Origin of the sequence: Pseudomonas sp. PDM09, from assembly GCF_014852305.1 — a bacterium.
Classification (GTDB): Bacteria; Pseudomonadota; Gammaproteobacteria; order Pseudomonadales; family Pseudomonadaceae; genus Aquipseudomonas.
In genome coordinates, this window is record NZ_JACVBI010000004.1 from 348317 (window position 1) to 374822 (window position 26506).

The following is a 26506-nucleotide window of genomic DNA, read 5'->3' on the forward strand; positions in this document are numbered from 1 at the left end:
GGGATCGGTAATGGCTGTCGCGCCATTAATGTCTCGAAATGTTTTGCCGAGCATTTTCATTTGCAAATATCCCGAATTTTTTTTATAGGTCAGAACCCCTCGGCTCTGGCCTTGTTTGTTGTTCCCGGAACAAAAATACCGGCGTATCGTTTCCGGTGTTCCTTGCTCCATATCGCTTAACCATGCTCGTCGTAACGGGAGCCGTATGTCGATACCACGCTTGAAGTCTTATCTCTCCATTTTTGCCACCGTGCTGGTGCTCGGTCAGGCGGTCGCTGCGCAAGCGGTCGAGTTGCCTGACTTCACGCAGTTGGTCGAGCAAGCCTCGCCCGCGGTGGTTAACATCAGTACTACCCAGAAGCTGCCGGACCGTAAGGTGTCCAGCGAGCAAATGCCTGACCTTGAAGGCTTGCCGCCGATGCTGCGCGAGTTCTTTGAACGGGGCATGCCGCAGCAGCCGCGTTCCCCCCGTGGCGATCGTCAGCGTGAAGCGCAATCCCTGGGCTCGGGCTTTATCATTTCGTCCGACGGTTACATCCTGACCAACAACCATGTGATTGCCGATGCCGACGAGATCCTCGTGCGCCTCGCCGATCGCAGTGAGTTGAAAGCCAAGCTGATCGGTACCGATCCGCGCTCTGACGTCGCTTTGCTGAAAATCGAAGGCAAGGACCTGCCGGTTCTGAAGCTTGGCAAGTCGCAGGACCTGAAAGCCGGTCAGTGGGTCGTGGCCATCGGTTCGCCGTTTGGCTTTGATCACACGGTAACCCAAGGTATCGTCAGCGCCATCGGCCGTAGCCTGCCGAACGAAAACTATGTGCCGTTCATCCAGACCGACGTGCCGATCAACCCGGGTAACTCCGGTGGTCCGCTGTTCAACCTGGCCGGTGAAGTGGTCGGCATCAACTCGCAGATCTACACCCGTTCCGGCGGCTTCATGGGCGTGTCGTTCGCGATCCCTATCGATGTGGCAATGGACGTTTCCAATCAGCTGAAAAGCGGCGGTAAAGTCAGTCGTGGCTGGTTGGGTGTAGTGATCCAGGAAGTGAACAAGGATCTGGCCGAGTCGTTCGGTCTCGAGAAGCCGGCCGGTGCGCTGGTGGCTCAGATCCAGGATGACGGTCCGGCTGCCAAGGGTGGTCTGCAAGTGGGCGACGTGATCCTCAGCATGAATGGTCAACCGATCGTCATGTCCGCCGATCTGCCGCACCTGGTAGGCGCGCTGAAGGCTGGCTCGAAAGCCGATCTTGAAGTGATTCGCGAAGGCAAACGCAAGAATGTCGAGCTGACCGTCGGCGCTATCCCTGAGGAAGGCAAAGAGCTGGAAGCCCTGCCTAAATCCAGCGTCGAGCGCAGCAGCAATCGCCTGGGTGTTTCCGTGGTCGAGCTGACCGACGAGCAGAAGAAAACCCTCGACCTCAAGGGTGGTGTGGTGATCAAGGAAGTACAGGACGGTCCTGCTGCCCTGATCGGCTTGCAGCCAGGCGATGTGATCACTCACCTGAACAACCAGGCAATCGGCTCCTCCAAGGAATTCACGGACATTGCCAAGGCACTGCCGAAGAACCGCTCGGTGTCGATGCGGGTTCTGCGTCAAGGTCGCGCCAGCTTCATCACCTTCAAACTTGCTGAGTAAACCGGTTGTCGGCTGAATAAAAAACCGCCTCGAAAGAGGCGGTTTTTTTGTACCTGGATTTTTTGTTTCTGAAGCGGTCAGCCCATCATGTCCTTGACCATGCGTTCCTGCTCCATCAACTCACGTTGCCGTGCGTCGATGCGCGATGACAGCGGGAAATTGGTGCCAGCCTTGCGCTTGGCGAAGTCCAGTTGCTGGATCGCCTGGCGATAGTCGCCGACCAGCGCAAAGTACTCCGCACGAGCCTGATGCAGACCGATGATGTTGCCCGACAGGCCACGAGTCTCGGCCACCATGTACCAGACGTCCGGATCATCGGGTCGGCTCTTGAGCAGGGTCTCCAGTGCTTTTTCCGCTTCGACCGCTCGATTCTGCTTGAGCAGCAGGTCGACGCGCACCTGATTCAGCGGGTAGTTGCCGGGGTATTGAGTGAGCATCCGGTCGACCCGTGATTGAGCATCGGGCAGACGATTATTGGTGATGTCGAGATCGACCTGCGCCAGGTTGTAGATGATCTCGTTCGGCGATTTGGCCAGCAGCAGCTTGAGGTTCTCCCGAGCCTCATTCAGCTGGCCGCCCTTGATCTGGGCGATCGCGAGGCCATAGCGCGCGACGTCATTTTTCGGGTTTTCATCGAGTTGGGCCCGGAAGCGCTTGGCGCCCAGGCCTGGGGTTTCTTCATAGATCAGCTGCACACGTGCGCGAATCAGCTGATAACGCATGCTGTCTTCGATACCGCCTGGTTTGGCCTGTTCGGCGCGGTTGCGGGTGTCGGCGATCCGCGATTCGGTTACCGGGTGAGTCAGCAGGAATTCTGGTGGCTTGGCGTCGAAGCGGTATTGGCGCATCAGCCGTTCGAACATGGTCGGCATCGAGCGCGGGTCGTAGCCGGCCTTTTCCAGATTCATGATGCCGATACGGTCGGCTTCCTGTTCGTTCTGGCGCGAGAAGCGTCGTTGTTCCTGAATCGCCGCTGCCTGGGTACCGGCAATGGCCGCGATCCCTGCATCGCCTGCACCGGCCGCGGCAATCACGATGCCAGCCAGCAGCGCAGCCATCATGGGCACTTGCATGCGTTGCGACGCTTCGACACCGCGGGCGAAGTGACGCTGCGACAAGTGAGCCAGTTCGTGGGCCATTACCGAAGCATATTCACCCTCGGTCTGGGCATTGAGGAACAAGCCACCGTTGACGCCGACAATTCCGCCCGGCGCGGCAAAAGCGTTGAGCTGCGGGCTGTTGATCAGGATGAACTCCAGACGCCGGTCATTGACCTGGCTGGTTTCTACCAAGCGGTAGACGCTGGATTCGACGTAATCCTTGAGCTGCGGATCGTTGAGCTGCGACACCTGACTGCGCAACAGCGCCAGCCAGGCACGGCCCAATTGGTGTTCCTGTTGCGGCGAGACGATGGCAGAACTGGCGTCACCAAGTGACGGCAAGTCGTCGGCGAAGCCCGGTGAGGCGAGCAGGCAAGCGAGCGTCAGCAGGGTAGGGCGCAAAAAAGTCATGCACAAAGCCTTAGTCGACAAAGACCTTACTGTAGCCGGACACTACGCTTGGGACCAGATATTCTAAGCGGCTTAACCCCCGCCCCGGAGTGATTCAATGACTGACGCAGTAACCCACGACGCCGAACTGGACGCCAGCGGTCTGAATTGCCCATTGCCGTTGCTCAAAGCCAAACTGGAACTCAACCGACTGGCCAGCGGTGCGGTACTCAAGGTGATCGCCACCGATGCAGGTTCCCAGCGCGACTTTCGCACCTTTGCCCGATTGGCCGGTCATACGCTGCTTCGTGAAGAAGATGAGGCGGGCGTTTACCGTTATTGGTTGAAAAAAGCCTGAAACCTGCTGCGTTCGTTTCTAAGGATTATTGATGTTCAAGGTGTTACGCGACTGGATTCAGCGCTACTTCTCGGATGAAGAAGCCGTGGTGCTGGCGGTGCTGCTGTTTCTGGCATTTACCGCGGTGCTCACCCTGGGTGGAATGCTCGCGCCCGTACTGGCCGGTATGGTGCTGGCGTATCTGATGCAGGGGCTGGTAGTGACCCTCGAGCGCCTGCGCGTGCCAGGGGGCGCGGCGGTGGGGCTGGTTTTCGCGTTATTCATGGGGTTGTTGCTGGTTTTTATCATCATCGTGGTACCACTGCTCTGGCACCAATTGATCACGCTGTTCAACGAATTGCCCGGCATGCTCGCCAAGTGGCAGTCGCTGCTGTTGCTGCTGCCCGAGCGCTATCCGCATCTGGTATCGGATGAGCAAGTGCTGCAGGCGATCGAGGTGGCACGGGGCGAGATCGGCAAGTTCGGCCAGTGGGCGCTGACATTCTCGCTGTCGAGCCTGCCGCTGCTGGTGAACATCATGATCTACCTGGTGCTGGTCCCGATCCTGGTGTTCTTCTTTCTCAAGGACCGGGAGATGATCGGCCAGTGGGTCCGCGGTTATCTGCCGCGCGAGCGGGCGCTGATCACCCGGGTCGCCCAGGAAATGAACCGGCAGATCGCCAATTACATTCGCGGCAAGGTCATCGAAATCTTCATTTGCGGTGGCGTGACCTACATCGCGTTCGTGGCGCTGGGGCTCAACTATTCGGCGCTGCTGGCGTTGCTGGTGGGTGTGTCGGTGGTGGTGCCTTACGTCGGGGCGGTGGTGGTGACCGTGCCAGTGCTGCTGATTGCACTGTTCCAGTGGGGCTGGAGCGATCAGTTCATCTATTTGATGGCGGTCTACGGGATCATCCAGACACTGGACGGCAACGTGCTGGTGCCGCTGCTGTTCTCGGAAGCGGTCAACCTGCACCCGGTGGCGATCATTTGCGCGGTGCTGTTGTTTGGTGGGTTGTGGGGCTTTTGGGGTGTGTTCTTTGCGATTCCCCTGGCGACGCTGTTCAAGGCTGTGCTGGATGCCTGGCCGCGCAAGGAACCGATGGTGGCGCCGCTGCTTTAACGGTCAGTACTGGTTATGCGGTGAGGCTGATGGCCTCATCCCGAGCAGGCTCGGTCCCACAAGATTTGCACAAATCCTGTGGGAGCGAGCTTGCTCGCGATGGCGTCCGAACGGGCACTAGATGAATCAGGCTTTATTGAGGGCCTGAGCAGCAGCCAAAACCGCATCCACATGCCCCGGCACCTTCACGCCGCGCCATTCCTGACGCAGTACTCCGTTCTTGTCGATCAGGAACGTGCTGCGATCAACGCCCATGTATTCCTTGCCGTAGAGCTTTTTCAGCTTGATCACGTCGAATTGCTGGCACAGCGCTTCTTCCTTGTCGCTGATCAGCTCGAAGGTGAACGCCTGCTTGGCCTTGAAGTTCTCATGGGATTTCAGACTGTCGCGAGACACGCCGAAAACTTCGGTATTGGCGGCTTTAAAGGCATCGAGCTGATCACGAAAACCCTGGCCCTGGGTGGTGCAGCCTGGCGTGCTGTCCTTCGGATAGAAGTAAATCACCACTTGCTTGCCTTTGAGGCCCGCGAGGCTGACGGATTGCCCGCTGGTGGCGGGTGCTTCGAAGTCGGCAACCGGTTGGTCGATGGCTACGGCCATGAAAGCTTCCTTACATTGGGTTTTGTGGGCGCCACGGTTCAATCAGTGCGTCCAGATTCATGGCGTCGGCAAAATCCAGGAACTGGTCACGCAACCAGCTGATCTGGGTGCCGGCCGGCAAGGTCACGGTGAACGTGGCGTTAAGCATGGTGCCGCCGGTCTGCGGAGCCTGATAGGTGTCGCAGGTCAGGTTTTCCAGTTCGACATTGTGATCCATGAAGAACTGGCACAGCTCGTTGATGATGTCCGGACGGTAGGCCGAGCTGACGTAGGCAACGTATGGCAGGGCCTGGGGACGGTTCTCCAGGGCCGCGCTGCGAACCACGTTAACGGTGAAGGCGTGCCGTTTGGCCAGCACGGGCAGGCTGCCTTCGAGGCGCGCCAGGGCGTCCCAGCTGCCCGAGATTTCAAGGATCAACGCACTGCATTCACCATGACGCGTCAGGCGGGAGGTGACCACGGCGCAGCGGTTTTCATGGCTGGCGCGGCACAGGACGTTAGTCAGCTCCATGGGGTTGGCGCCGAGGGCACTGATGACAAGGAATTGTTCGCGAACTGTGGGGGTGGACATGCAGCATTCCTAAAGCGATGAGCGGTCGATACTTTTAAGGGCTTTTTTTACCGGGACGAGCCTGCGGATGCGAATTCAGAAAACCCGGCCGAAGGTTGCGACGTGCTCCAGAGTGGCGAGAGCGAGGGGTGGCAACGCTGGATCGGGGCTTGTGATGCCGAAAATGGAGGCTGGAACACGGCGTACGAGCTTATCAGTACCGATCAAAGTCTGAAGGGTAGCGAAAAGCAGCGCCAAGGGGAATGGCAGCAGCGCAGTACTTCGCTTGTACAAGCATCTTGGCGCCAGTACCATTACCGCTCTCTTTTTCCGGCAGGAGCGGTTGCATGATTGCGGGCAGTATGGTGGCACTGGTCACACCCATGGATGCACAGGGTCGTCTCGACTGGGACAGCCTGAGCAAACTGGTGGACTTCCACCTGCAAGAGGGCACCAACGCCATCGTGGCGGTCGGCACTACAGGTGAGTCGGCCACGCTTGACGTGAACGAGCACATCGAAGTGATTCGTCGCGTGGTTGCCCAGGTTGCAGGGCGTATTCCGGTGATCGCCGGTACGGGCGCCAATTCGACGCGCGAAGCGATCGAACTGACGACCAACGCGAAGAACGCCGGCGCCGACGCGTGCCTGCTGGTAACCCCTTATTACAACAAGCCGACGCAAGAAGGCCTGTACTTGCACTTCAAAGCAATCGCCGAAGCCGTCGACATCCCGCAGATCCTTTACAACGTGCCGGGCCGTACCGCCTGCGACATGCAGGCCGAGACGGTGATCCGCCTGTCGACCGTGAAGAACATCATCGGCATCAAGGAAGCCACGGGCGACCTGCAGCGCGCCAAGGACATCCTGGCCGGCGTAAGCAGCGACTTCCTGGTGTATTCCGGTGACGACGCGACCGCGGTCGAGCTGATGCTGCTCGGCGGCAAGGGCAATATTTCGGTGACCGCCAACGTCGCACCGCGCGCCATGAGCGAGTTGTGTGCCGCGGCCATGGCCGGTGATGCCGTCAAAGCCCGGGCGATCCATGAAAAGCTGATGCCGCTCAATAAAACCCTGTTTATCGAATCCAACCCTATCCCCGTGAAATGGGCACTGCATGAAATGGGCTTGATGCCGGACGGTATCCGTCTGCCGCTCACCTGGCTCAGCGCTGCCTGTCACGAACCGCTGCGGCAGGCCATGCGCCAGTCCGGCGTCCTGGTTTAATTGAGGAAGTACTACGCATGAAGCGATTGGCCGGACTTTCCGCACTTGCCTTGATTATCTCCAGCACCAGTGGCTGCGGATGGATCTGGGGCCCGGAAGGTTATTTCCGTGACCGTGGTAGCGACTACCTGGAAGCGCAACAGACTGCACCGATGCAACTGCCACCGGACGTCAGCACTGCCAAGCGTCTGGATCCGTTGTTGCCGATCCCGCGCAACGTGGCTGACGACACCGCCAAGGGCGAATACATCGTGCCTCGTCCGCAGCCGTTGTCGGCCGCGGCTGATGCCAGCGACTACACCCTGCAGAAGAGCGGCGATTCGCGTTGGGTCATGGCCCAGCACCCACCGGCTGAAGTCTGGCCCGTGGCCGTGCAGTTCTTCCAGGACAACGGTTTCCGTCTGGACGAGCAACGCCCGCAAACCGGCGAATTCACCACCACCTGGCAGCGTTCCGACGAACTGTCCGCAGCAATGGCCAAGCGCCTGAGCGCAGCCGGTGTCGGCGCCGACAGTGAAAGCCGTGTGCGGGTGCGTATCGAACCAGGCGTGCAGCGCAACACCAGTGAAGTCTACGTGGTCAGCGCCGAGCGTCCTGCCGGCAGCACCGCCAATGTGGATTTCACCAATCGTTCGGTTAACACCGGCCTGGACGCAGCACTGGTCGACGACATGCTGGCAAGCATGAGCCGCACCTCGGAGAAGGGCGGTTCGGTCTCCATGCTGGCCTCTCGTGATTTCGATACGCCAAGTCGTGTCAGCCTGACCGAAGATGGCAGCGGCAACCCGGTGCTCAACGTCGGTTCCGACCTGGATCGTGCCTGGTCGAGTGTCGGTCGTGCGCTGGAACAGGGCGAATGGCGTGTTGAAGACATCAACCGCAGCCTGGGCCTGTACTACATCAACCTCGCCGAAAAAGCCGAGAAAAAGGACGAGAAACCAGGTTTCTTCAGCGGTCTGTTCGGCAGCAAGCCGGACAAGGAAGAAGTTGAAGCCCGCGCCGAGCGTTATCAGGTTCGCCTGAGCAAGGTTGGCGAGAACGTCCAGGTAACCGTCGAGAAAAACATCAACACCGTGGCGCCAGCAGACGTGGCGCGTAAAGTGTTGAGCGTGATTCAGGACAACCTGGGCTGATCACATGCGTTTTGCCGTTCTCGGCAGCGGTAGCCAAGGGAACGGCACGCTGATAGCCAGCGACGACACGTATGTACTGGTGGATTGTGGTTTCTCCCTGCGAGAAACCGAAAAACGCCTGCTGCGACTGGGTGTGAACCCTTCGCAGCTGAGCGCGATACTCGTGACCCACGAACATGCCGATCACGTGCATGGCGTGGGTTTGCTGTCTCGGCGTTACAATCTGCCTGTCTACCTCAGTCGCGGGACCCTGCGCGGGATGCGCAAACCGATTGAACCCGCAGGCTTTCTGGCTGGCGGCGAGCAACTGCAAATCGGTAACCTGAGCATCGGCGTCATTGCCGTGGCCCATGATGCACAGGAGCCGACGCAGTATGTCTTCAGCGACGGTCAGCGGCGTTTCGGCCTGTTGACCGACCTGGGCTCATATTGCAACAAGGTGCTGGACGGCTACCGGGACCTCGATGCATTGATGATCGAGTCCAATCATTGCCGTGACATGCTGGCTCGCGGTCACTACCCGTACTTTCTCAAGCAACGGGTGGGCGGTGAATTGGGACATTTGAACAACCATCAGGCGGCATTCCTGGTGGCCGAGTTGGGCTGGCAAGGCCTGCAACACCTGGTCCTGGCCCATCTGAGCAGCAAGAACAACCTGCCGCAGCTGGCCCGGCAATGTTTTGTCGACACCCTCGGGTGCGACCCGGACTGGCTGCAACTGGCCGATCAAGATTCAGGGCTCGACTGGCGACATATCGCCTAGCCCACCTACTTAGCAAGCGGAGCCCATCATGGAAAAACGTGAAGAACTCTACCGCGGCAAAGCCAAATCGGTTTACAAGACCGATGACGCTGACCGCTTGATCCTGCTGTTTCGCAACGACACCTCGGCGTTCGACGGCAAGCGCATCGAGCAGCTCGACCGCAAAGGCATGGTGAACAACAAGTTCAACGCCTTCATCATGCAGAAACTCGAAGCAGCCGGCGTGCCGACTCAATTCGACAAACTGCTGGGCGACAACGAATGCCTGGTGAAGAAGCTCGACATGATCCCGGTCGAGTGCGTCGTGCGTAACTACGCCGCCGGCAGCCTGGTCAAGCGCCTGGGCGTCGAAGAAGGCATGAAGCTCAACCCTTACACCTTCGAACTGTTCCTGAAGGACGACGCCAAGGGCGACCCGTTCATCAACGAATCCCACGTCGTGGCATTCGGTTGGGGCACCGCCGAGCAACTGGTTCGCATGAAAGAACTGTCGCTCAAGGTCAACGAAGTCCTGAGCAAACTGTTCGACGACGCCGGCCTGCTGCTGGTCGACTTCAAACTGGAATTCGGCGTGTTCTCCGACGGCTCCATCGTCCTGGGCGACGAGTTCAGCCCGGACGGCTGCCGTCTGTGGGACAAGGCCACCGGCAAGAAAATGGACAAGGACCGCTTCCGTCAGGGCCTCGGTGACGTCATCGAAGCTTACGAAGAAGTCGCCAACCGTCTGGGCGTACCGCTTTAATCGACGCAAGCATCTGATAGCACGGAAAAATTTCGCTTAGGGGGTTCGCTTCCGGCAAAAGTGTTGTTATGATGCGCGCCGTTGGAGAGATGCCAGAGTGGCCGAATGGGACGGATTCGAAATCCGTTGTACCTTCACCGGTACCTAGGGTTCGAATCCCTATCTCTCCGCCATTACATAGAAAAAGCCCCGTAGATGAAAATCTACGGGGCTTTTTCGTTTACGCGGATTTTTCCGACCGGCCACTTTCACTGCGTTTGCCTCAGCTTTTCAGCGTCGGATAAATCAGCCCAACAGCGTAAGAAAAATATGCCTGTTCCCGAGAAAAGTACCTCCACTGAGTCGCTTTAATTACCACCCCCTGTATTTGTTGATCGCTTCGTGAATCAAGAAGTTATCTTCGAAATATCCCCTCACATTGAAAGACATTGCCGCAAAAATTCCTCATCTACTCTGGTTCTGCAGGTCACTGACCTGTCGTAATCAGCAGTCGCAAGGAGCGATCAATGTATTTTGAGATTTACAGGCAAACCCGTGGTATCGCACAAACTGGCAAGGGCCAATGGCGCTGGCGTTTGCGGGCGGGGAACCATGAAACGATTGCCAGTGGGGAGGCTTACGTCAACAAGTCTGATTGCGTGCATGCCATCAGTTTGATCAAAGGGACTCATGATCAGACCCCGGTCAAGGAGATATAGACTCCAGGGTGGTGAAGCTGCTCAGTCAGAGCAGCTTCTTTTTTTTTCCGAACGCTCGTATAAGTGCCCTGGATTTTTAGGGATCGGGTCATTTGCCAACCTGCATAGACGCCGATCGCAACACCTCCCTAAACTGTCCGCCGTCTGGGATCGGGGTGCAACAGATGAATCGCAATGAACTGCGCAAGGCCGATATCAACCTGATGGTGGTATTCGAGACATTGATGCTCGAACGCAACGTCACACGGGTGGCGGAGAAACTGTTCCTCGGTCAGCCGACCATCAGTGCGGCGCTGAACCGCTTGCGGACGATGTTCAATGATCCGCTGTTCATTCGGGTCGGCCATCGCATGGAGCCGACGGCGCGGGCCGAGGAGATTATTCAGCACCTGTCACCGGCGTTGGACTCGCTGTCGGTGGCCTTGAGCCTGACCCATGATTTTGATCCGCTCAGCAGCACCATGACGTTTCGCATCGGGCTGTCGGACGATGTCGAGTTCGGCCTGTTGCCGCCATTGCTGCGTGCTTTGCGCCAGGAAGCGCCGAAGGTGGTGTTTGTGGTTCAGCATGTCGACTACTGGCGCATTCCCGACCTGCTGGCGTCTGGTGATATCACCGTTGGTATCAGTCAGACCCGCGGCCTGCCCGCCAACGCCAAGCGCAAATTGCTGCGGCACATCCAGCCCAGTATTTTGCGCGCAGACGCCTCGGACACACCGCTGACCCTCGATGAATATTGCTCGCGGCCGCACGTGCTGGTGTCCCATACCGCGAATGTCAGTGGCTACGCCGATGAATGGCTGGCGGAGATCGGTCGTACACGCCAGGTAGTGCTGTCCGTTCCGCAGTACAGCTCGTTGCCGGCCTTGCTCGCCGGTACCGATCTGATCGCCAGCCTGCCGGATTACACGGCTGAAGCGATGGCCGCGTCCGGCCAACTGTTCAAGGAGCCGTTTCCGTTCAAGACGCCCACCCTGGACCTGTCCATGGTCTGGCTCAGTCATGTCGACAGCGATCCGGCCGAACGCTGGCTGCGCTCGCGTCTGGAGGCGTTCATGAGTGAGCGTGCGACTCTTGCGCCGTCCCAGTGAACAGGGCGGCTCTGTGTTATATGTACGACCTTTCTGCCAATCTTCAGGAGCCCCGTCATGCCCCACCTGCACATGGAATACACCGCCAACTTGCCCGAGTTGAATGCCGATCTGGCGTTGATGCGACTCAACAACGCGTTAGTCGCGTCCGGCCAGTTCGGTGCTGAGTTCGATATCAAGTCTCGTGCCGTGAAGGTCGAGACTTTCAGGGTGGGCACGGCACTGGGCGAGCGGGGGTTTGTGCATGTGAAACTGGCGCTGTTGAGCGGTCGTTCACCGGAGATCAAAAAGCAGTTATCTGAAAGCCTGCTGGCCGTGGTGCAGGATGTGTGTGAGTGGCCGACAGAAGTTGAGGTCCAGCTGTGCGTGGAAATCCTCGACATCGATCGAGAGTCCTACACCAAGACCACCATCGGCCACTGAGTTTCAGGCCATCTCCTGCTCGGCGCAGGCTTTGATCACTTGCTCGCGTAGCCAGGTGTTGGCGCTGTCCTGATCGACGCTTTGACTCCACTGCATGTCCAGGGTGAAGCCCGGCAAGCCGTTGGGCGCTTCGCAGTGATTGAAGATTGCCTCGTTGGCCAGCAATTGCTGGATGCGTCGGGGCAGGGTCAGGATGAAATCGGTGCCGGTGATCATCTTCAGCGCCGCGCTATAACTGTTGGAACGCGCGACTATCTGTCGTTTGTGGGCCTGTTGAGCAAGCCAGCCGTCGACCATATTGGTGGTAGATGTCCAGGGCGTCGGGAACACGTGCCGGCGTTGAGTGAATGCTTGCAGGCTCAAGCGCGGTTCCAGCGGCGTGGCGCGTTTGTCGAAGACACACACCAGATCATCTTCCAGAAGCCTCCTGGAGTTGAAATCGGTGTGGCTGCGATGAAAATTCGGGCCGAAACAGATCACCAGGTCGAGACTGCCGTCGCGCAGTTCTTCGGCCGGGATGTCGGTTTCGAACTTGTGCATGTTGACCATTACTGGCAGGTCGGCGAAATCGAAGCTCTTCAACAGGCGCGGCAGGATCAACTGCTCGAAGTACTCCGGCGCGCAGATATTGAAGGTGACTGGTTGCAAGGTCGGGTCGAACGTCGGAGCTCCGGCGTGACACAGGTTGATGCTTTCGAGGATTTTCAGCACATGGGTATGCATGGTGCTGGCTTTGTAGGTGGGGCGCATACCCATACGGGTATTGATGAATAACTCGTCTTCGAAACTGGTGCGCAGTTTTTTCAGGCAGTAACTCACGGTGGACTGGCTGACGCAGAGCGCCTCCGACACACCGGTGACGCTGCTTTGCTCATACACGGCGACAAACACCATGAGGTCCTGCATGTCGAGCTTTCTAAGCAAGTTACTGTTCAGCATCCGTTCTGTCTCGCTGTGCTCCTTGCGCTGATTGTGCGCAAACGTGTGCGAACGATCCTAACGGAACGATGGTGCCAAGAGAATGCCTTGTAGGATTTTTCATGGTCAGTTGTGGGACAGAAAATGTTATGAACACGACCTCTGAATTCAATCCCCAGAAAGCTGGCCAGAGGCCTTTACCGCTGATTGATGCGCGGGGATCGCGTGGCGGCTGGATGTTAGCAGCGCCAACATGCCGATGCCCACCAGTAATGCACCGATGATTTCCAGGGGGAGGGGCGACTGGTGTAGCCAGAACCAGTGGAACAGCGTGATGAACAGAGTGCTCAGGTAGATGTAGGAAATGACCGAGGAGGGAGCGATGACGCCAATGGCGCGATGCAGCAGCCAGAACGTCGCCAAGGTGGCGAACAATGCCAGGTACATTAACCACCAAAAATCGCTCGCGGTCAGCAATGACGCCGATCGCCAGCCGCCGCTGAACCCACAGAACGCCAATAGAAACAGCGCGCCGAACAGCATGTTCCAGAAGGTCATGCCCACCGGGCCGCGCCCCTTGAGGCTATTGGCCTTGAGCCGTTGGCTCAGGGGTGAGTAGAGCGCCATTGCCAAACAACCGACCCCGTACACCGACACCGCATACAGCGACGGCAGTTCGCCGGGGCCAGCACCTTTCAACACCAGCAGCACGGCACCCGCTGCGGCAGTCAGCATAGGTAATACGCGTTGTTTCAGGCTGCTGTCGGGCATCAGGAAGGCTTCGAACAGCAGCGTCAGCAACGGCACCAGAGTGAACATCGTTCCGGTGCTCACAGCCGAGGTGTAGCGCAGCGCTTCGAACAACGAGCCGAAATACAGCGCCAGCAGCATACCGAGCACCGCATGGCCGAGCAGTCCCTGGATGTTCATGGCGGTGTCGCCCTTGAACATCAGCAGGGGAAAAAACACCAGGGCGCAAAACAGCAAGCGCAAACCGGTCAGCAGAATCGGGTCGATGGCCTGGCTGACTTGGGCTGCCGCGGAAAACGAGACGGCAATCAATAGGGCCCAGAGCAGCATGCCGACGTGAGCCGCAGCAAAACCTGTGCGTTTCATATTGGGGCTTCCTGGTCAGTTAACGTATTTGGCGTAATGCCGCGGATCGAATCGCAGAGCCATCAGGATCATCAATGCCATGACGCCGGTCAGTGACCACCAGGCCCATTCGAAACTGCCCAACTGATCGCGAATTATCCCGGCCATCAACGGCGAGAGGCCGGCAATCAGGTAACCGATGCCCTGCACGAAGGCAGTCAGCCCGCCCGCGCGCTGGGGATTGTCCAGATGATCCAGCGACACGATCAGACTCATCGGGAACAGCCCGCCGATGCCCAGTCCGAGAAGGCAGGGCCACAACAGGCTCAGGTGTTGCGGGCTCAGAATCAGCCCGCAGAAACCGGCCATGATCAGCGCCAGTAACACCACCAGAACCAAGCGCCGGTCTCGGCTGCGGTTGGCGATGGCGGGAACCAATAGACCCGACAACACTTCCATGGCCGTCAAAAAGCCCAGCAACAAACCGGCCTGTTGTTCGCTCCAGCCTTTTTCCACGTAGTACGGCGCCAGCCAAGCCAGCACACAGGTGTAGGACGCGGTGCCGAGGCCGAAGAAGATCGCGAGCAACCAGGCGCGGGAATGGGTGAAAAAGGATTCTTTGCCTGATGATCTGGCATCCCGCGTCGGCATTCCCGAGCGTTGAGCGCACCAGAACAGCAACGCCACCAGCGCCAGCGCCGCCCAGATCGCCAAACCCACTCGCCAACTGTCGGTGCGGGTCATCACCAGCGGCGCAAACGACGCGGCAATTGCCGCCCCGCCCATGATCGACGTCACGTAGAGGCCCATGCACACGGAAACGTTGTCGCTGAAACGGGACTTGATCAGGGTGGGCATTATCGCCTGGATCAACGCAATGCCGATGCCAGCCAACACGGCACTCAAGATCAGTTCCGCCGCCGAATCAAGAAACAGCCGCGACACCGTGGCCAGGCCGATGATCAGCAGCGACAGCACCACGGTGCGTTGCTCGCCCAGCCGCTGACTGACGCCGATACCGAAGAACATCGCCAGTCCCATGGCCATGACTGGCAACATTGTCAGGAGCGAGGCCAGGCTGAAACTCAGCGGGATATCACCGCGAATGGCTGATAGCAAAGGACCGACAGCGGCCATGGACGGACGCAGGTTCAGGGCGACAAGAATGATGCCGAACATCAGCCAGAAGGCAGGACGGGAGGTTGCGCGAACGTTTTCCATAATCGGACCTTCAGGAACAAGGCGCCGATTAGGCGCGCGAGCCCCGGAGGCGGCAAATCAGAAAGTCTGGAGTGGTATTTAGAAATTAAATAGCTGTATCGCACCCCCAAAATTCCTGTGGGAGCGGGCTTGCCCGCGATAGCGGTAGATCAGTCAACATCTTAGTTAAATGTAAATCCGTCATCGCGGGCAAGCCCGCTCCCACAGGGATGGAGGGCGTTTGGGAAATTGATTGTTTAGTCTGTCCACATCCAAAGTTCTTTAAATCCCGATTTAACGACTTAACCACCCGTGTGACGCTGCTGGTCATCTGTTTTCTGCGGTCTTCTCTATGGACGGTTGTCCGGTCGCACTCCCTTCCAAACTGGCCTTCTGGGCATTGTGGCACTGCCGCCACGCCCGCCCGCCGGATTCTTGCCTGTCCCGCTGATTGTTCTGACAGGTCCCGCGCTGTGCGCCGGGATCAAACCGGCGGCGCCTGTGCGTTTGCCTGACGCGGATAGACGAGAATTCCCATGAGCTGTGCCACGACATCCTTCGCCACGAAAGAAGAAGCCCTGTCCTTCCTGGAACACAATCCGGATATCGAGATGTTCGAGCTGTTCATCCTCGACAACAACGGTGTGCCACGGGGCAAGTTGCTGCATCGCGATGAACTGCTGGCGGTGTACGAGAGCGGGCGGCCGCTGCCGAGTACCATTCTGGGTCTGACCATCAATGGCGATGACGTGGAAAATTCCGGGCTGGTCTGGGACGTCGGTGATATCGATTGCCGGGCTTACCCGATCAGCGGCAGTTTGCAGCGTATGCCGTGGCGATTGATTCCCACGGCGGCGGTGCAGGTCAGCATGCATCCAAAAGAGGGCATGCCCGCGACTATCGCCGATCCACGGCACCTGCTGGCCAAGGTCATCGAAGGCTTGCAGGCCGACGGTTATTACCCGGTGATGGCGGCGGAGCTGGAGTTCTATTTGCTGGATCAGCAGCGCGACAGCAACGGTCGGCCGCAGCCGGCGCGGGATGTCGATGGTGGGCGGCCATGTGGGACTCAGGTCTATGGTTTGCGTGAGTTGGAGCAAATAGAGCCGTTTTTGGTCGACCTCTACAGCGCCTGCAAGCTGCAGGGCATTCCGGCGCGCACGGCGATTTCCGAATACGCGCCGGGGCAGGTGGAAATCACCCTCGAACACCGCGCCGATGCTTTGCAGGCGATGGACGAAGCGGTGCGCTACAAACGATTGGTCAAGGGCGTGGCCCACAAGCATGGGATGGCGGCCTGTTTCATGGCCAAGCCTTTTGATGATCTGGCCGGCACCGGCATGCACATGCACGTCAGCCTGGCGGACAAGGAGGGCAATAACCTGTTCGCCAGCGAAGCCCCGGACGGCACGCCGCTGCTTAAACAAGCGGTCGGCGGAATGCTCAGCACGTTGCTGGATTCGTTGCTGCTGTTCTGTCCGAACGCCAACTCGTACCGTCGTTTCCAGACCAACAGCTACGCACCACTGGCGGCCACTTGGGGGGTGGACAACCGCACCGTGAGTTTGCGGGTGCCCGGTGGGCCGGCATTCTCCCGGCATATCGAGCACCGCATCTGTGGTGCCGACGCCAACCCGTACCTGGCGGCTGCGGCGATCCTGGCCGGGATTCATCGCGGCATCCGCGAGCAGATGGATTCTGGTGCACCGGTCGAGGGCAATGGGTACGCCCAGGCCACGGAGTTGTTGCCGACTGACTGGTTGACCACGTTGCGAGCACTGGAAGCTTCGAACTGGGCGCGGGAAGCATTCGGCAGTGAGTTTCTTGGCGTGTATCTGGCGGTGAAACGTGCCGAATACCGGCAGTTCATGGGCGAAGTCGGTGAGCAGGATTGGCGCTGGTATCTGCATCAAGCCTGAATTTAGTGTCCTGTCTCGCCAATACTGTTCCTTTTTGACGGCGTCTGTTGCCGTCATGCTGCGTTGCCGCTCCTCGCCATAGCGGGCTATGACTCGTCGCGGCGCCTTGCCTGACGGCAACAGCCACTCGTCAAAAGAGGAACGTATTGGTGAGACAGGACACCAGCCTTCATTGTTGAAAGTTTGGACCTAATGCCATGAGCCAACTAATCGTTGGCTTCTTTTTCACGAAAAATTGATGGTTGGCTGCTTAAGATTTGTGTTGTCGCGGTAAATGAAATTTTCACATTTGCCGCGGGCACTTCTTTCAGGAACAGCCGATCATCATGTTGAAGTTAAAAGCCGTGCGCCCCGAATGGGTGACGTTGATTGCCAGCGCCTTTTTATTGGCTGGGTTCAATTCAGTGCTCTGGCAACACTTGTTCGTTATCACCGTGGCAGACGGTCAAGGCATCGTCATGCGTGTTGCATTCGGGGTAATGATCCTGGCGGCCTTCAACATTGTGCTGACCTTGCTGGCGTTTCGATCTGTGATGAAACCCGTGTTGACGCTGATCTTTTTGGTCAGTGCCGGCGTGGCCTATTTCATGAGCCAATACGGTGTGTTGATCGACGCCGGTATGTTTCGTAACTTCGCAGAAACCAATGCCACAGAAGTGCGTGACTTACTGTCCGTGAAGTTGTTTGTTTATATTGTGTTTCTCGGAGTTCTACCGTCGTGGTTGTTGTGGAAGACGCCGGTTAATTACCGCCGTTGGCACCGTGAGTTATTAAGTAAAGTGCTGGTGAGTGTCGCATCGGTTGCGGTGATCGGCGGTGTCGCCCTGGTCAACTATCAAGGCTTGTCGTCGTTGTTTCGCAATCACCATGAATTGCGCCTGATGGTGGTGCCAAGCAACTACATCGGTGCCTCGCTCGGTTATCTGCGCGAGCAAGTCGTTTCTGCCCGGCAACCCTTTGTCAAACTCGGTGAAGATGCCGAGAAAAACCCGGTCTGGCAAACCCATGGCCGTAAATCCCTGACGGTACTGGTGGTGGGTGAAAGTGCCCGGGCCGAGAACTTCGGCATCCTGGGTTATAACCGCGACACCACCCCCCAACTGGATAAGGAAACCGGCCTGATTGCCTTCACCGATGTGCATTCTTGCGGCACGGAAACGGCCGTGTCGGTGCCCTGCATGTTCTCCAACATGGGTCGCAAGGATTACAACGCCAGCAAGGCGAAGAACGAGGAAGGTCTGCTGGATGTGCTCAAGCACGCCGGTCTCGAGGTGATCTGGCGGGATAATCAGTCGGGCTGCAAAGGTACTTGCGATCGGGTCACTGTCGACGACGTGAGTAACCTGAAAGACCCGGCGTTGTGTGCCAATAGCGAGTGCCGCGATGAAATTCTCCTGCAAGGTTTGCAGCACTTCATCGACACCCTGGATAAAGACACCGTGCTGGTACTGCACCAAATGGGCAGTCACGGTCCGGAATACTTCAAGCGCTACCCCAAAGAGTACGAACACTTCACCCCGGTGTGTGAAAGCAATGCACTGAACAATTGCAGCCGCGAAAGTATCGTCAATGGCTACGACAACACGTTGGTGTACACCGACCATGTGCTGTCGACCCTGATCGATCTGTTGCGCAGTAATCAGGACAAAGTCGATACCGCCATGCTCTATCTGTCGGACCACGGCGAATCCCTGGGCGAATACAACCTGTTCCTTCATGGCACGCCTTACATGCTGGCGCCGGAACAACAGAAGCATGTAGCGATGCTGGCGTGGTTTTCCGACAGCTATCAAAAATCGTTCTCGGTGGACACTCATTGCCTGCAATTGAGTCGCGAAAAACCCTTGAGCCAGGACAACCTGTTCCATTCCATGCTTGGCCTGCTGGAGGTCAACAGCAAGGTCTACGACCCGGGGCTGGACATGTTTGCCGGCTGCCGCGGCGCAGTGATTGACGGTGTGCTGGCCAAAAAATGAGTCCGTCGACCTTTTTTTCACGCGCCAGTCGTTAACCTGCCGCCAGTCAATATTCCAACAAGAGCCCTTGCACATGTCCGCGCTGCCCCCATCCGCCATCGAACTTGAGTTCGCCCGGCGCTATGATCAGGAACACGCCCGCGTCTGTCTTCAGTCGCGACCGCGTGGGCTGGCGGGGCGTTTGACGTTCTGGCGCGACGAGCAACTGGTGCGTAATGCGCTTCAGGTTGCTGGCGAACCGGGATTGATTCTTGATGTAGCCTGCGGTGTCGGGCGCTTCTGGTCGATACTGGCCGAGCATGCGAATCGGGTGATTCTTGCGACCGATCCGTCTCAGGACATGCTCGATCATGCCCGTACCCACCATCCGCAACCCCTGCTGGAACGGGTCAAGACCTTTCAGAGTTCGGCCTTCACGATCGGTTTGTCGGCGAACGCAGTGGACTGCATTTTTTGCATGCAATTGTTTCAACATATCGCCAGTCCTGAGCATCGGTTGGCCCTGCTGGGCGAGTTCCATCGGGTCAGTCGCGATACGGTGATTGTGGCGGTGCGAGTCAATGCGCATTTCACGCTGCGCCGATCGGGTGTGGAAGGTGCACACGTCCAGCCACAGGCGAGCAAGGCCGAGCTTGAGGCCGAGTTCAGGCAGGCGGGGTTCCGCTTGCTCAGCCATCAGGACTTCTTGCCGGGTTGCGCGCGAATGCGGGTCTACGTGCTGCGTAAGACCAGCTAGCTCCCTCCTGTCAGACAATTCTTGCGATCCAGCAGGTATTTTCGCTAAAGCTCTTGTTCAGTGGAGGCGCGGAAATTGCCGGGGGCGATATATACTGCGCGCCATTCTTCAAGGGAGAGCCGTGTGGCCATCGATATTCACTGGATTCGCGACAACGATAGCCTCGGTCAGTTTTGCGCCGAGTGGCAGCAGCTGCCATTCGTTGCCCTCGACACCGAATTCATGCGGGTCGACACCTTTTACCCGATTGCAGGCCTGCTGCAGATCGGCGATGGCGTACGCGCTTACCTGATTGACCCACTGACCATCGACAACTGGCAGCCGCTGGCGGCGTTGCTGGAAAACCCGGCCGTGGTCAAAGTCGTGCATGCGTGCAGCGAAGACCTCGAAGTGCTGCTGCGTCTGACCGGCAGTCTGCCGGCGCCGCTGTTCGACACCCAGCTGGCCGCCGCTTACCTGAACCTGGGTTTTTCCATGGGCTATTCGCGGCTGGTGCAGGAAGTGCTCGGCATTGACCTGCCCAAGGGCGAAACCCGTTCCGACTGGCTGCAACGTCCACTGTCCGACACCCAGATCAGCTACGCCGCCGAAGATGCCTTGCACCTTGCGGAAGTTTTCGTACAGCTGCGTCCGAAGCTTTCTGACGATAAATACGCCTGGGTCCTGGAAGACGGCGCCGAGCTGGTGGCCAACCTGCGTCGCGAGGTCGACCCGTATGAGGTCTATCGCGATGCCAAACTGGCCTGGAAGCTGTCCCGCGCCCAACTCGCCGTATTGCGTGAGCTCTGTGCCTGGCGCGAGCGCGAAGCCCGCGCCCGTGATCTGCCGCGCAACCGCATCATCCGTGAACATTCCCTGTGGCCGTTGGCGCGCACGCAACCGGACAACCTCGGCGCGCTGGCGAAAATCGAAGACATGCACCCGCGTACCGTGCGTCAGGACGGCGAATTTCTGCTTGATCTGATCAAGCGCTCTGGCAGTGTGTCGCCTGATCAATGGCCGCCAGCAGTGCCGGAGCCGTTGCCGGTGGAAGCCGCCGCACTGGTCAAACAGCTGCGCGCCATCGGCCAGGCCGAAGCCGAGCGACTGAACATCGCCCCAGAACTGATGCTGCGCAAGAAAACCCTGGAAGCGCTGCTCAAGAGCGGTTTCCCCAATGGTCCTTACCAATTGCCTGATTCGCTGCGTGGCTGGCGCCGCGAATTGATGGGCCAGGCGCTGCTCGACAGCCTGGCCACCGCCGGAGAACAGCCTTGAAACGTATTTGCTCCATCTATCGAAGCCTGAAGAAAAACGAGATGTACCTCTATGTGCTCAAAAGCGATGCACTGGAGCGCGTTCCGGAAAGTCTGATGGCGGCCTTCGGCAAACCGCACCACGCTTTCGATCTGGTGCTGACGCCCGAGCGCAAGCTGTCGCGCGAAGACATCACCGTGGTGCTGGAAAACCTCGAGAAGCAGGGCTATCACCTGCAAATGCCGCCGGCCGAAGACGAATACATCGAGCATCTGCCGGAAGAATTGCTGCGACGCAACGACCCGATGTAATCGAGACAGGCTCTGTTCAGAGCCTTTATGAAACACTGGAATGATTTTGGCGATGGCCAGGGCGATGGAGTGATACTCCGTCGGCGGCCGTCTGCACTGTTTTTGAAAGGTTTGAACCATGCGCGTTCTGATTGCTGAACACGACCACCCTGTGTATGCCCAACTGTTGCGTCAGGCAGCGCCTGATCTGGAAGTACTGACCAGCGGCGACTCCGCCGAACTGGCCCGTCAGGCCGCCGAGTGCCAGGTCTGGCTCGGCCAGCCGGACCTGCTGGCGACGCTGTTGCGTCAGGGCCACACGCCGGCATGGCTGCAGTCGACCTGGGCCGGCATCACGCCGTTGCTGGCCGACGGCCTGCCACGGCACTATCGCCTGACTCGCGCGGTAGGGATTTTCGGTCAGGTCATGGCCGAATACGTACTGACTTACATGCTCGGCCATGAGCGCGAAGTACTGCCCCGGCTGGTCAGCCAGGTCGAGCGCAAATGGGACAGTCGCCAAGGGCAAAGCCTGGCTGGACGCAAGGTGTTGATCGTCGGCACCGGTGACATCGGCCAGACCGTGGCACAGTTCCTTGTGCCATTTGGCGTCGAGTTGTACGGCATCGCCAGCGAAGCCCGCGAGCAGGCGCCCTTTGTCGAAGTCGGCGCGCTGAGCGACTTGCCGCGACTGGTCGGCGAAGTGGATTACGTGATCAATCTGCTGCCGAACACCCCGAATACTCACGACCTGTACGACGCCGCGCTGTTCAAGCAGTTCAAGCCGACCGGGTTGTTCATCAACGTCGGGCGCGGCGTGGCGGTGGTCGATGCGGATCTGGTGGAAGCCCTGAAGGAAGGGCATCTGGCCGGGGCCGTGATCGATGTCTGCCGTCAGGAACCGCTGCCACAACGCCATCCGTTCTGGACCGCGTGGGGCCTGCTGCTGACGGGGCACAGTTCGGCACCCACTTCGCCACCCATGATGGTGAAGTTGTTCGTCGAAAACCTGCGGGCCTATCAGGCGGGCGAAGCGTTGCGTGGGGAAGTGGATTTTTCACGCGGGTATTGAATTCACTCAGCTGATCATTCCCACGCTCCGCGTGGGAATGCCGCCAGGGACGCTCCGCGTTCCGCTTCGGATGTGACGCAGAGCGTCACGGGATGCATTCCCACGCGGAGCGTGGGAATGATCGAGTCCGGCGCGTTTAGAGGGTGAAATCACCCTCGGCCGCCAACTCGCTCAGCGGACGGCGCGGGCTTGGCTCTTCGCGCGCTTGCAGGTAGTCCGCCAGCGTCGCCTTGTCGCCCAGCTTGCCAATCGCCACCGCCGCGTGCAGCGCATAGCCCTCAGGAATATTCAGCTCTTTACGGGTCAGCTCCTGATCGAAACCGGCCATGCCGTGGGTGTGCCAGTCACTGATGCTCGCTTGCAGCGCCAGGTGGCCCCAGGCCGAACCGGTGTCGAAGGTGTGCCATAGCGCTGGTGTTTCTTCGGTGGCGCCAGGTATCGCAAAAGTGGTTTTCGAGATCACGATCACCAGCGCCGAGGCGTGCTGCGCCCAGCTGCGGTTGAACTCGTTCAGCAGACCCAGATAACGCTCCCAGTTCGGCGTGTCGCGACGCGCATAGAGAAACCGCCAAGGCTGCGAGTTGTACGCCGATGGCGCCCAGCGTGCGGCTTCGAAGAAGCTCAGCAGGGTTTCGACGGGAATGGTTTCGCCGGTGAACGCGCGGGGCGACCAGCGATCAGTGAACTGAGGGTGAATGGCGTAGTCGGCAACGCGTGGGTTAGCACTCATAAAGAGATTCCTTTACGTTTGAAAGTGAGGGGCGTCTGAAACCTTCGGGCGCAGTCGAACTGAGCGATACGGTTTTTCAAGACCCTGGGTAGTTCACCTGAATGCAACGCGGTTGAGCGTTAATGGCATTTGAGCATGGCTCCTTGCGACGGCAAAGCTACTTGGCGACGCTATAACTGACAAGTTCCGTTGTACCGGCAGTCGCCAATGCTTGGCCCGCCGGTGCCTTGGCACTAAACTGGCGGCCTTTTCACCACCTGATGTTGATGCTTGAGCCATGGCCGCCAAAGTCGAACCGTTCTGGATACGCAAAACCCTCGATCAACTCGATCAAGAGGAATGGGAATCGCTGTGCGATGGCTGTGGCCTGTGCTGCCTGCAAAAACTCGAGGACGAAGACGACAACTCCGTGTACTACACGCGTATCGCCTGCAAATTGCTCGACCTCAAAACCTGTCAGTGTAGCGATTACCCCAACCGTCGCGACTCGGTGCCCGATTGCATTCAGCTCACGCCGGGCAAGGCCGATGAGTTCAAATGGCTGCCGCCGACCTGCGGTTATCGACTGGTCAGCGAAGGCAAGGATTTGCCGCTCTGGCATCATCTGGTGTGCGGTGATCGCGAGGCGGTGCATCACGAACGTATTTCCCAGTCCGGGCGCATGCTCGCCGAGGGCAGCGTGGCCGAAGAGGATTGGGAAGACCATCTGATTTTTCGCGCGGGTTAAGCGTCGCCGTTTAAATGGCAAACAGGCCCGTGGTGTCTGGAGCCCGGTCGCCGACAAGGCCAGCCTGACCTACGCTACAGGAACTGGCGAGTCTTCCTGGGGGCTCGATACCGGGTTGCTTCAATAATACCGCCATCGCGGGCAAGCCCGTTCCCACAGGATTTGTGGCGTACACAACAGGTGTGACCACCACCCCATTTACTGTGGGAGCGGGCTTGCCCGCGAAGAGGCCCTGAGCCCCATCGCAACGTTCGGATCAGACTCCAGCCTTCGGCGAGTTCAACGAATCATTACCCGTTACGGTCGCCGTGCTGGTCGCCGCTTCGGCATTGGCTTTCATGCGGGCCAGCTCATCCCCGGCGCGTTCGATCCTCGCGCGTGCGTTTTCCATGTCCTGACGGTTCTTTTCCAACAGTCTTTTCGCCGAGCAATGCCCGGTGATTCCCCGGGCCAGGGCCATGCCGCCAATGGCTATTTCAATCAATCCGAACACGCCGCCGCGTCGCAGACCTTTGCTTAGCATGACCACACCACCCGCCAGGGAGCCGGCGCGTTCCCAACCATGAACGTTCTGTTCGGAAGGGCTCTGGAACGGGGTGGTTTCGATACGTTCTACAGGATTGAACTCGCGCATGATCGGTCTCCAGGCAGGGAAGGGTTGCTTCAGCAATAGATATTTAGCTGACTGCCTGGGCGAGCGGCTTGTTCCATCGAATATTCGGCACTTCAGCGGAATTTTGGCCCGGAGCGGGTGTTGTTGCCCTTGGCCATGCGGTCGTACAGCACAACGTTGACGGTGGCCGCCAGATTCATGCAGCCGGTGGTCGGGATGTAGACCACGTCTTCGCACCAGTCGCGGATCTCTTTATCCAGCGAACCGTCTTCGGGGCCGAAGATGTAGAGGGCGCGATCCGGGTGGGTGTATTCCGGCAGCGAGCGGGCACCGTCGACCAGTTCGACCGCGACCGGCACACAGCCAAGAGGCAGGATTTTCTTCAGGTCGTCGATGCCGATCAGAGGAATGTCGTAGTGGACTTTCTTGGTGTCGGTAACGAAATCCGCGGCGCGTTCATAACGCTTGCCAGTGTAAAACACCGATGCCACGCCATAGCAACCGGCGGCGCGCATGACCGAACCGACATTCTCCGGTGATTTGGGGTTGTACAAACCAATGCAGCTGTACCGTTTGTCTGCCACGAGCGGGGTGCCTTCGGGGAAAAAACGGCGATTATACGGGGATTGGGGGAGGGGGGGCAGTTTGGAGATTGGTGGTGATTGTTCGATCGCTTTCGCGAGCAAGCCCGCTCCCACATTGGATCTCGGGTGTTCACAAATATTATGTTCACCCGAGATCCAATGTGGGAGCGGGCTTGCTCGCGAAGGGGCCAGCGCAGGCACTGAAGATCTTTAATCTTCTTTCTTCATCAACCCCGCCAACGCCGCAAACGGGTTGTGCGTCGCCTTGGCAATCTTCGGCGTACTCAGCGAACCTTCGTCGAAATACTGCTGATCGGTATAGCGCGAGTGCTCGTTATCGTGGCAATACAGGCACAACAGTTCCCAGTTCGAGCCATCCTGAGGGTTGTTGTCGTGGTTGTGGTCGCGGTGATGCACGGTCAGTTCGCTCAGGCGTTTGCCGGAGAATTCACGGGCGCAGCGGCCGCACACGTGCGGGTACATCTTCAGGGCCTTGTCGCGGTAACCCATTTCCTTGTCGCGCTGGTTATCGGCGAGGATGCGGTCCAGCTTCGATGTGTTGGTTGGGGTGGACGAACTCATGGGTTCACCTTTGTAAAAAGACTAATGGCGGTTATGACGTGAGTGTAGGGCCTGTCATCACTTATTTACTAGGCCGCGCCGGGTCTGCTGTGACGCAGGGCAAGGCGCGAGGAGCGTGGTTTGGTCATTCCAAACGAGCTCCGAGCAACGCAGCCCTGCGCCACAGCAGACCGGCCCTTCGGGTTGTGCCTGAAAACGAGCCAGGCTGCGTTGCAGTCCTTGGCAAGGGAGCGACCATTACCAGCGGACTGCGCCTTGCCTGGCTCGTTTTCAGGCGCAACGCGGCCTAGTAAATAAGTGATGACAGGCCCACGCTCAGCCCTTGAGCTTCTCGGCAATCCAGATGGTGTGGCGGGTGCCCTTGTTGCCATGAGCGAAGACTTGCACTTCCTCGGCCTTGAAGCCGGCCTTTTTCAGCTTGTCGGAAAACTGCCGGTCGGCGCTGGCCGACCACACCGCCAGCACGCCTTTTGGCCGCAAGGCCTTGGCACACGCGCTCAGGCCGCCCGCGGAGTAGAGCCAGCTGTTGGCTTTCTGGGTCAGGCCTTCGGGGCCGTTGTCGACGTCGAGCATGATCGCATCGAAACCTTGTGGCTCGGCTTGCAGCACTTTGGCCACGTCTTCCATGCGGATCACCGTGCGCGGGTCGAGCAGCGGGTTGCCGGCTTTTTCGCCCAGCGGCCCGCGATTCCACTCCACCACGCCGGGCACCAGTTCGGCGACCACCACTTCAGCCGTCTTGCCCAAATGCTTGAGCGCCGAGGCGAGGGTGAAGCCCATGCCCAGGCCACCGATCAATACTCGCGAATTCGGCCGGCCGGCGACCTTGCGGCAGGGAATTTCGGCCAGGGCATCTTCGGAGCCGTGCATGCGAGTATTCATCAACTGCCCGCCGTCACCACCCTGAATCTTGATAACGAAGTCCTCGCCGTATTCGAACAGGCACAGGGCACCGCCGTTTTCAGGGATGGGGGTGGTGTCGAGCAGAACGAAACGTTTCATGGGGCGCTCTTGAG

Annotated in this window: 28 protein-coding genes and 1 tRNA gene; 18 read left to right on the forward strand and 11 right to left on the reverse strand. The window is 58.7% G+C overall.

Going from position 1 to position 26506, the window contains the following annotated elements:
• Nucleotides 1–205: 205 nt before the first annotated feature.
• Complete coding sequence (locus IB250_RS12940; RefSeq protein WP_192344362.1) at nt 206–1636, forward strand: DegQ family serine endoprotease; 1431 nt, start codon at nt 206–208, stop codon at nt 1634–1636.
• A gap of 77 nt (nt 1637–1713) precedes the next feature.
• Here IB250_RS12940 and IB250_RS12945 read toward each other — a convergent pair whose 3' ends face one another.
• Nucleotides 1714–3147 (reverse strand): M48 family metalloprotease, encoded by a 1434-nt coding sequence (locus IB250_RS12945; protein ID WP_192344363.1) that lies wholly within the window; start codon nt 3145–3147, stop codon nt 1714–1716.
• Nucleotides 3148–3244: 97 nt separating this feature from the next.
• On the opposite strand from IB250_RS12945, the gene IB250_RS12950 reads away from it, so the two are divergent.
• The gene (locus tag IB250_RS12950; protein ID WP_007898654.1) at nt 3245–3484 is read left to right on the forward strand and encodes a sulfurtransferase TusA family protein; all 240 of its coding nucleotides are present in this window, start codon (nt 3245–3247) and stop codon (nt 3482–3484) included.
• Nucleotides 3485–3515: 31 nt separating this feature from the next.
• Nucleotides 3516–4586 (forward strand): AI-2E family transporter, encoded by a 1071-nt coding sequence (locus IB250_RS12955; RefSeq protein ID WP_192344364.1) that lies wholly within the window; start codon nt 3516–3518, stop codon nt 4584–4586.
• A gap of 126 nt (nt 4587–4712) precedes the next feature.
• On the opposite strand, the gene IB250_RS12960 is transcribed toward IB250_RS12955, so the two are convergent.
• Both IB250_RS12960 and IB250_RS12965 read right to left on the reverse strand, forming a co-directional pair.
• On the reverse strand, nt 4713–5186 hold the full coding sequence (locus IB250_RS12960; protein WP_008074467.1) for a peroxiredoxin: 474 nt from the start codon (nt 5184–5186) through the stop codon (nt 4713–4715).
• Between the two features lie 10 nt (nt 5187–5196).
• Entirely contained in the window at nt 5197–5757 is a 561-nt protein-coding gene (locus tag IB250_RS12965; RefSeq protein ID WP_007898662.1) for a glycine cleavage system protein R, read from the reverse strand.
• A 326-nt stretch (nt 5758–6083) separates the two neighbouring features.
• On the opposite strand from IB250_RS12965, the gene dapA reads away from it, so the two are divergent.
• The 8 genes from dapA to IB250_RS13005 all read left to right on the forward strand — a co-directional run bounded on the left by dapA (nt 6084) and on the right by IB250_RS13005 (nt 11812).
• The gene (dapA, locus tag IB250_RS12970) at nt 6084–6962 is read left to right on the forward strand and encodes a 4-hydroxy-tetrahydrodipicolinate synthase (protein WP_030132650.1); all 879 of its coding nucleotides are present in this window, start codon (nt 6084–6086) and stop codon (nt 6960–6962) included.
• Nucleotides 6963–6979: 17 nt separating this feature from the next.
• Nucleotides 6980–8095, forward strand: a complete 1116-nt coding sequence (gene bamC, locus IB250_RS12975; RefSeq protein WP_008074465.1) for an outer membrane protein assembly factor BamC — start codon at nt 6980–6982, stop codon at nt 8093–8095.
• Between the two features lie 4 nt (nt 8096–8099).
• Nucleotides 8100–8858 carry an MBL fold metallo-hydrolase gene (locus IB250_RS12980; protein WP_007898669.1) on the forward strand — a complete coding sequence of 253 codons (759 nt, stop codon included), beginning with the start codon at nt 8100–8102 and terminating at the stop codon, nt 8856–8858.
• A 28-nt stretch (nt 8859–8886) separates the two neighbouring features.
• Nucleotides 8887–9600: a phosphoribosylaminoimidazolesuccinocarboxamide synthase gene (gene purC, locus IB250_RS12985; protein WP_007898671.1), complete on the forward strand. Its 714-nt coding sequence runs from the start codon at nt 8887–8889 to the stop codon at nt 9598–9600.
• Between the two features lie 83 nt (nt 9601–9683).
• Nucleotides 9684–9773, forward strand: a tRNA-Ser gene (locus IB250_RS12990).
• A gap of 333 nt (nt 9774–10106) precedes the next feature.
• Nucleotides 10107–10298, forward strand: a complete 192-nt coding sequence (locus tag IB250_RS12995; RefSeq protein ID WP_008074435.1) for a YegP family protein — start codon at nt 10107–10109, stop codon at nt 10296–10298.
• A gap of 164 nt (nt 10299–10462) precedes the next feature.
• The gene (locus tag IB250_RS13000; RefSeq protein ID WP_192344365.1) at nt 10463–11389 is read left to right on the forward strand and encodes a LysR family transcriptional regulator; all 927 of its coding nucleotides are present in this window, start codon (nt 10463–10465) and stop codon (nt 11387–11389) included.
• Nucleotides 11390–11446: 57 nt separating this feature from the next.
• Nucleotides 11447–11812 carry a 5-carboxymethyl-2-hydroxymuconate Delta-isomerase gene (locus IB250_RS13005; protein WP_192344366.1) on the forward strand — a complete coding sequence of 122 codons (366 nt, stop codon included), beginning with the start codon at nt 11447–11449 and terminating at the stop codon, nt 11810–11812.
• Between the two features lie 3 nt (nt 11813–11815).
• On the opposite strand, the gene IB250_RS13010 is transcribed toward IB250_RS13005, so the two are convergent.
• From IB250_RS13010 to IB250_RS13020, 3 genes are all read right to left on the reverse strand, one after another.
• Entirely contained in the window at nt 11816–12751 is a 936-nt protein-coding gene (locus tag IB250_RS13010; protein ID WP_192344367.1) for a LysR family transcriptional regulator, read from the reverse strand.
• A gap of 147 nt (nt 12752–12898) precedes the next feature.
• The gene (locus IB250_RS13015) at nt 12899–13846 is read right to left on the reverse strand and encodes a DMT family transporter (protein ID WP_192344368.1); all 948 of its coding nucleotides are present in this window, start codon (nt 13844–13846) and stop codon (nt 12899–12901) included.
• Between the two features lie 15 nt (nt 13847–13861).
• On the reverse strand, nt 13862–15046 hold the full coding sequence (locus IB250_RS13020) for a cyanate transporter (protein ID WP_192344369.1): 1185 nt from the start codon (nt 15044–15046) through the stop codon (nt 13862–13864).
• 515 nt (nt 15047–15561) lie between these two features.
• Between IB250_RS13020 and IB250_RS13025 the strand changes: the two genes are divergently transcribed.
• From IB250_RS13025 to IB250_RS13050, 6 genes are all read left to right on the forward strand, one after another.
• The gene (locus IB250_RS13025) at nt 15562–16944 is read left to right on the forward strand and encodes a glutamine synthetase family protein (protein ID WP_192344370.1); all 1383 of its coding nucleotides are present in this window, start codon (nt 15562–15564) and stop codon (nt 16942–16944) included.
• A gap of 326 nt (nt 16945–17270) precedes the next feature.
• Nucleotides 17271–18920, forward strand: a complete 1650-nt coding sequence (locus IB250_RS13030; RefSeq protein WP_192344371.1) for a phosphoethanolamine transferase — start codon at nt 17271–17273, stop codon at nt 18918–18920.
• Between the two features lie 73 nt (nt 18921–18993).
• A complete protein-coding gene (locus tag IB250_RS13035; protein ID WP_192344372.1) occupies nt 18994–19656 on the forward strand; it encodes a class I SAM-dependent methyltransferase in 663 nt (220 codons plus the stop codon).
• 123 nt (nt 19657–19779) lie between these two features.
• Nucleotides 19780–20913 carry a ribonuclease D gene (gene rnd / locus IB250_RS13040; RefSeq protein WP_123499040.1) on the forward strand — a complete coding sequence of 378 codons (1134 nt, stop codon included), beginning with the start codon at nt 19780–19782 and terminating at the stop codon, nt 20911–20913.
• Nucleotides 20910–21203 (forward strand): YcgL domain-containing protein, encoded by a 294-nt coding sequence (locus IB250_RS13045; protein WP_007898694.1) that lies wholly within the window; start codon nt 20910–20912, stop codon nt 21201–21203. The genes rnd and IB250_RS13045 overlap by 4 nt, the downstream gene beginning before the upstream one ends.
• A 118-nt stretch (nt 21204–21321) precedes the next feature.
• A complete protein-coding gene (locus tag IB250_RS13050) occupies nt 21322–22254 on the forward strand; it encodes a D-2-hydroxyacid dehydrogenase (RefSeq protein WP_192344373.1) in 933 nt (310 codons plus the stop codon).
• Nucleotides 22255–22390: 136 nt separating this feature from the next.
• Here IB250_RS13050 and IB250_RS13055 read toward each other — a convergent pair whose 3' ends face one another.
• Entirely contained in the window at nt 22391–22984 is a 594-nt protein-coding gene (locus IB250_RS13055) for a nitroreductase family protein (RefSeq protein WP_192344374.1), read from the reverse strand.
• A 277-nt stretch (nt 22985–23261) separates the two neighbouring features.
• On the opposite strand from IB250_RS13055, the gene IB250_RS13060 reads away from it, so the two are divergent.
• On the forward strand, nt 23262–23711 hold the full coding sequence (locus tag IB250_RS13060; RefSeq protein WP_192344375.1) for a YcgN family cysteine cluster protein: 450 nt from the start codon (nt 23262–23264) through the stop codon (nt 23709–23711).
• Nucleotides 23712–23967: 256 nt separating this feature from the next.
• Here IB250_RS13060 and IB250_RS13065 read toward each other — a convergent pair whose 3' ends face one another.
• The 4 genes from IB250_RS13065 to IB250_RS13080 form a co-directional block, all read right to left on the reverse strand.
• Complete coding sequence (locus IB250_RS13065) at nt 23968–24345, reverse strand: DUF2892 domain-containing protein (protein ID WP_008073137.1); 378 nt, start codon at nt 24343–24345, stop codon at nt 23968–23970.
• A 92-nt stretch (nt 24346–24437) separates the two neighbouring features.
• Nucleotides 24438–24908, reverse strand: a complete 471-nt coding sequence (locus IB250_RS13070) for an RNA methyltransferase (protein WP_007942196.1) — start codon at nt 24906–24908, stop codon at nt 24438–24440.
• A 210-nt stretch (nt 24909–25118) separates the two neighbouring features.
• Complete coding sequence (locus tag IB250_RS13075) at nt 25119–25490, reverse strand: YajD family HNH nuclease (protein ID WP_007898702.1); 372 nt, start codon at nt 25488–25490, stop codon at nt 25119–25121.
• A 315-nt stretch (nt 25491–25805) separates the two neighbouring features.
• Nucleotides 25806–26492, reverse strand: coding sequence for a spermidine synthase (locus IB250_RS13080; RefSeq protein ID WP_007898703.1), 687 nt, complete (start codon nt 26490–26492; stop codon nt 25806–25808).
• Between the last annotated feature and the right edge of the window lie 14 nt (nt 26493–26506).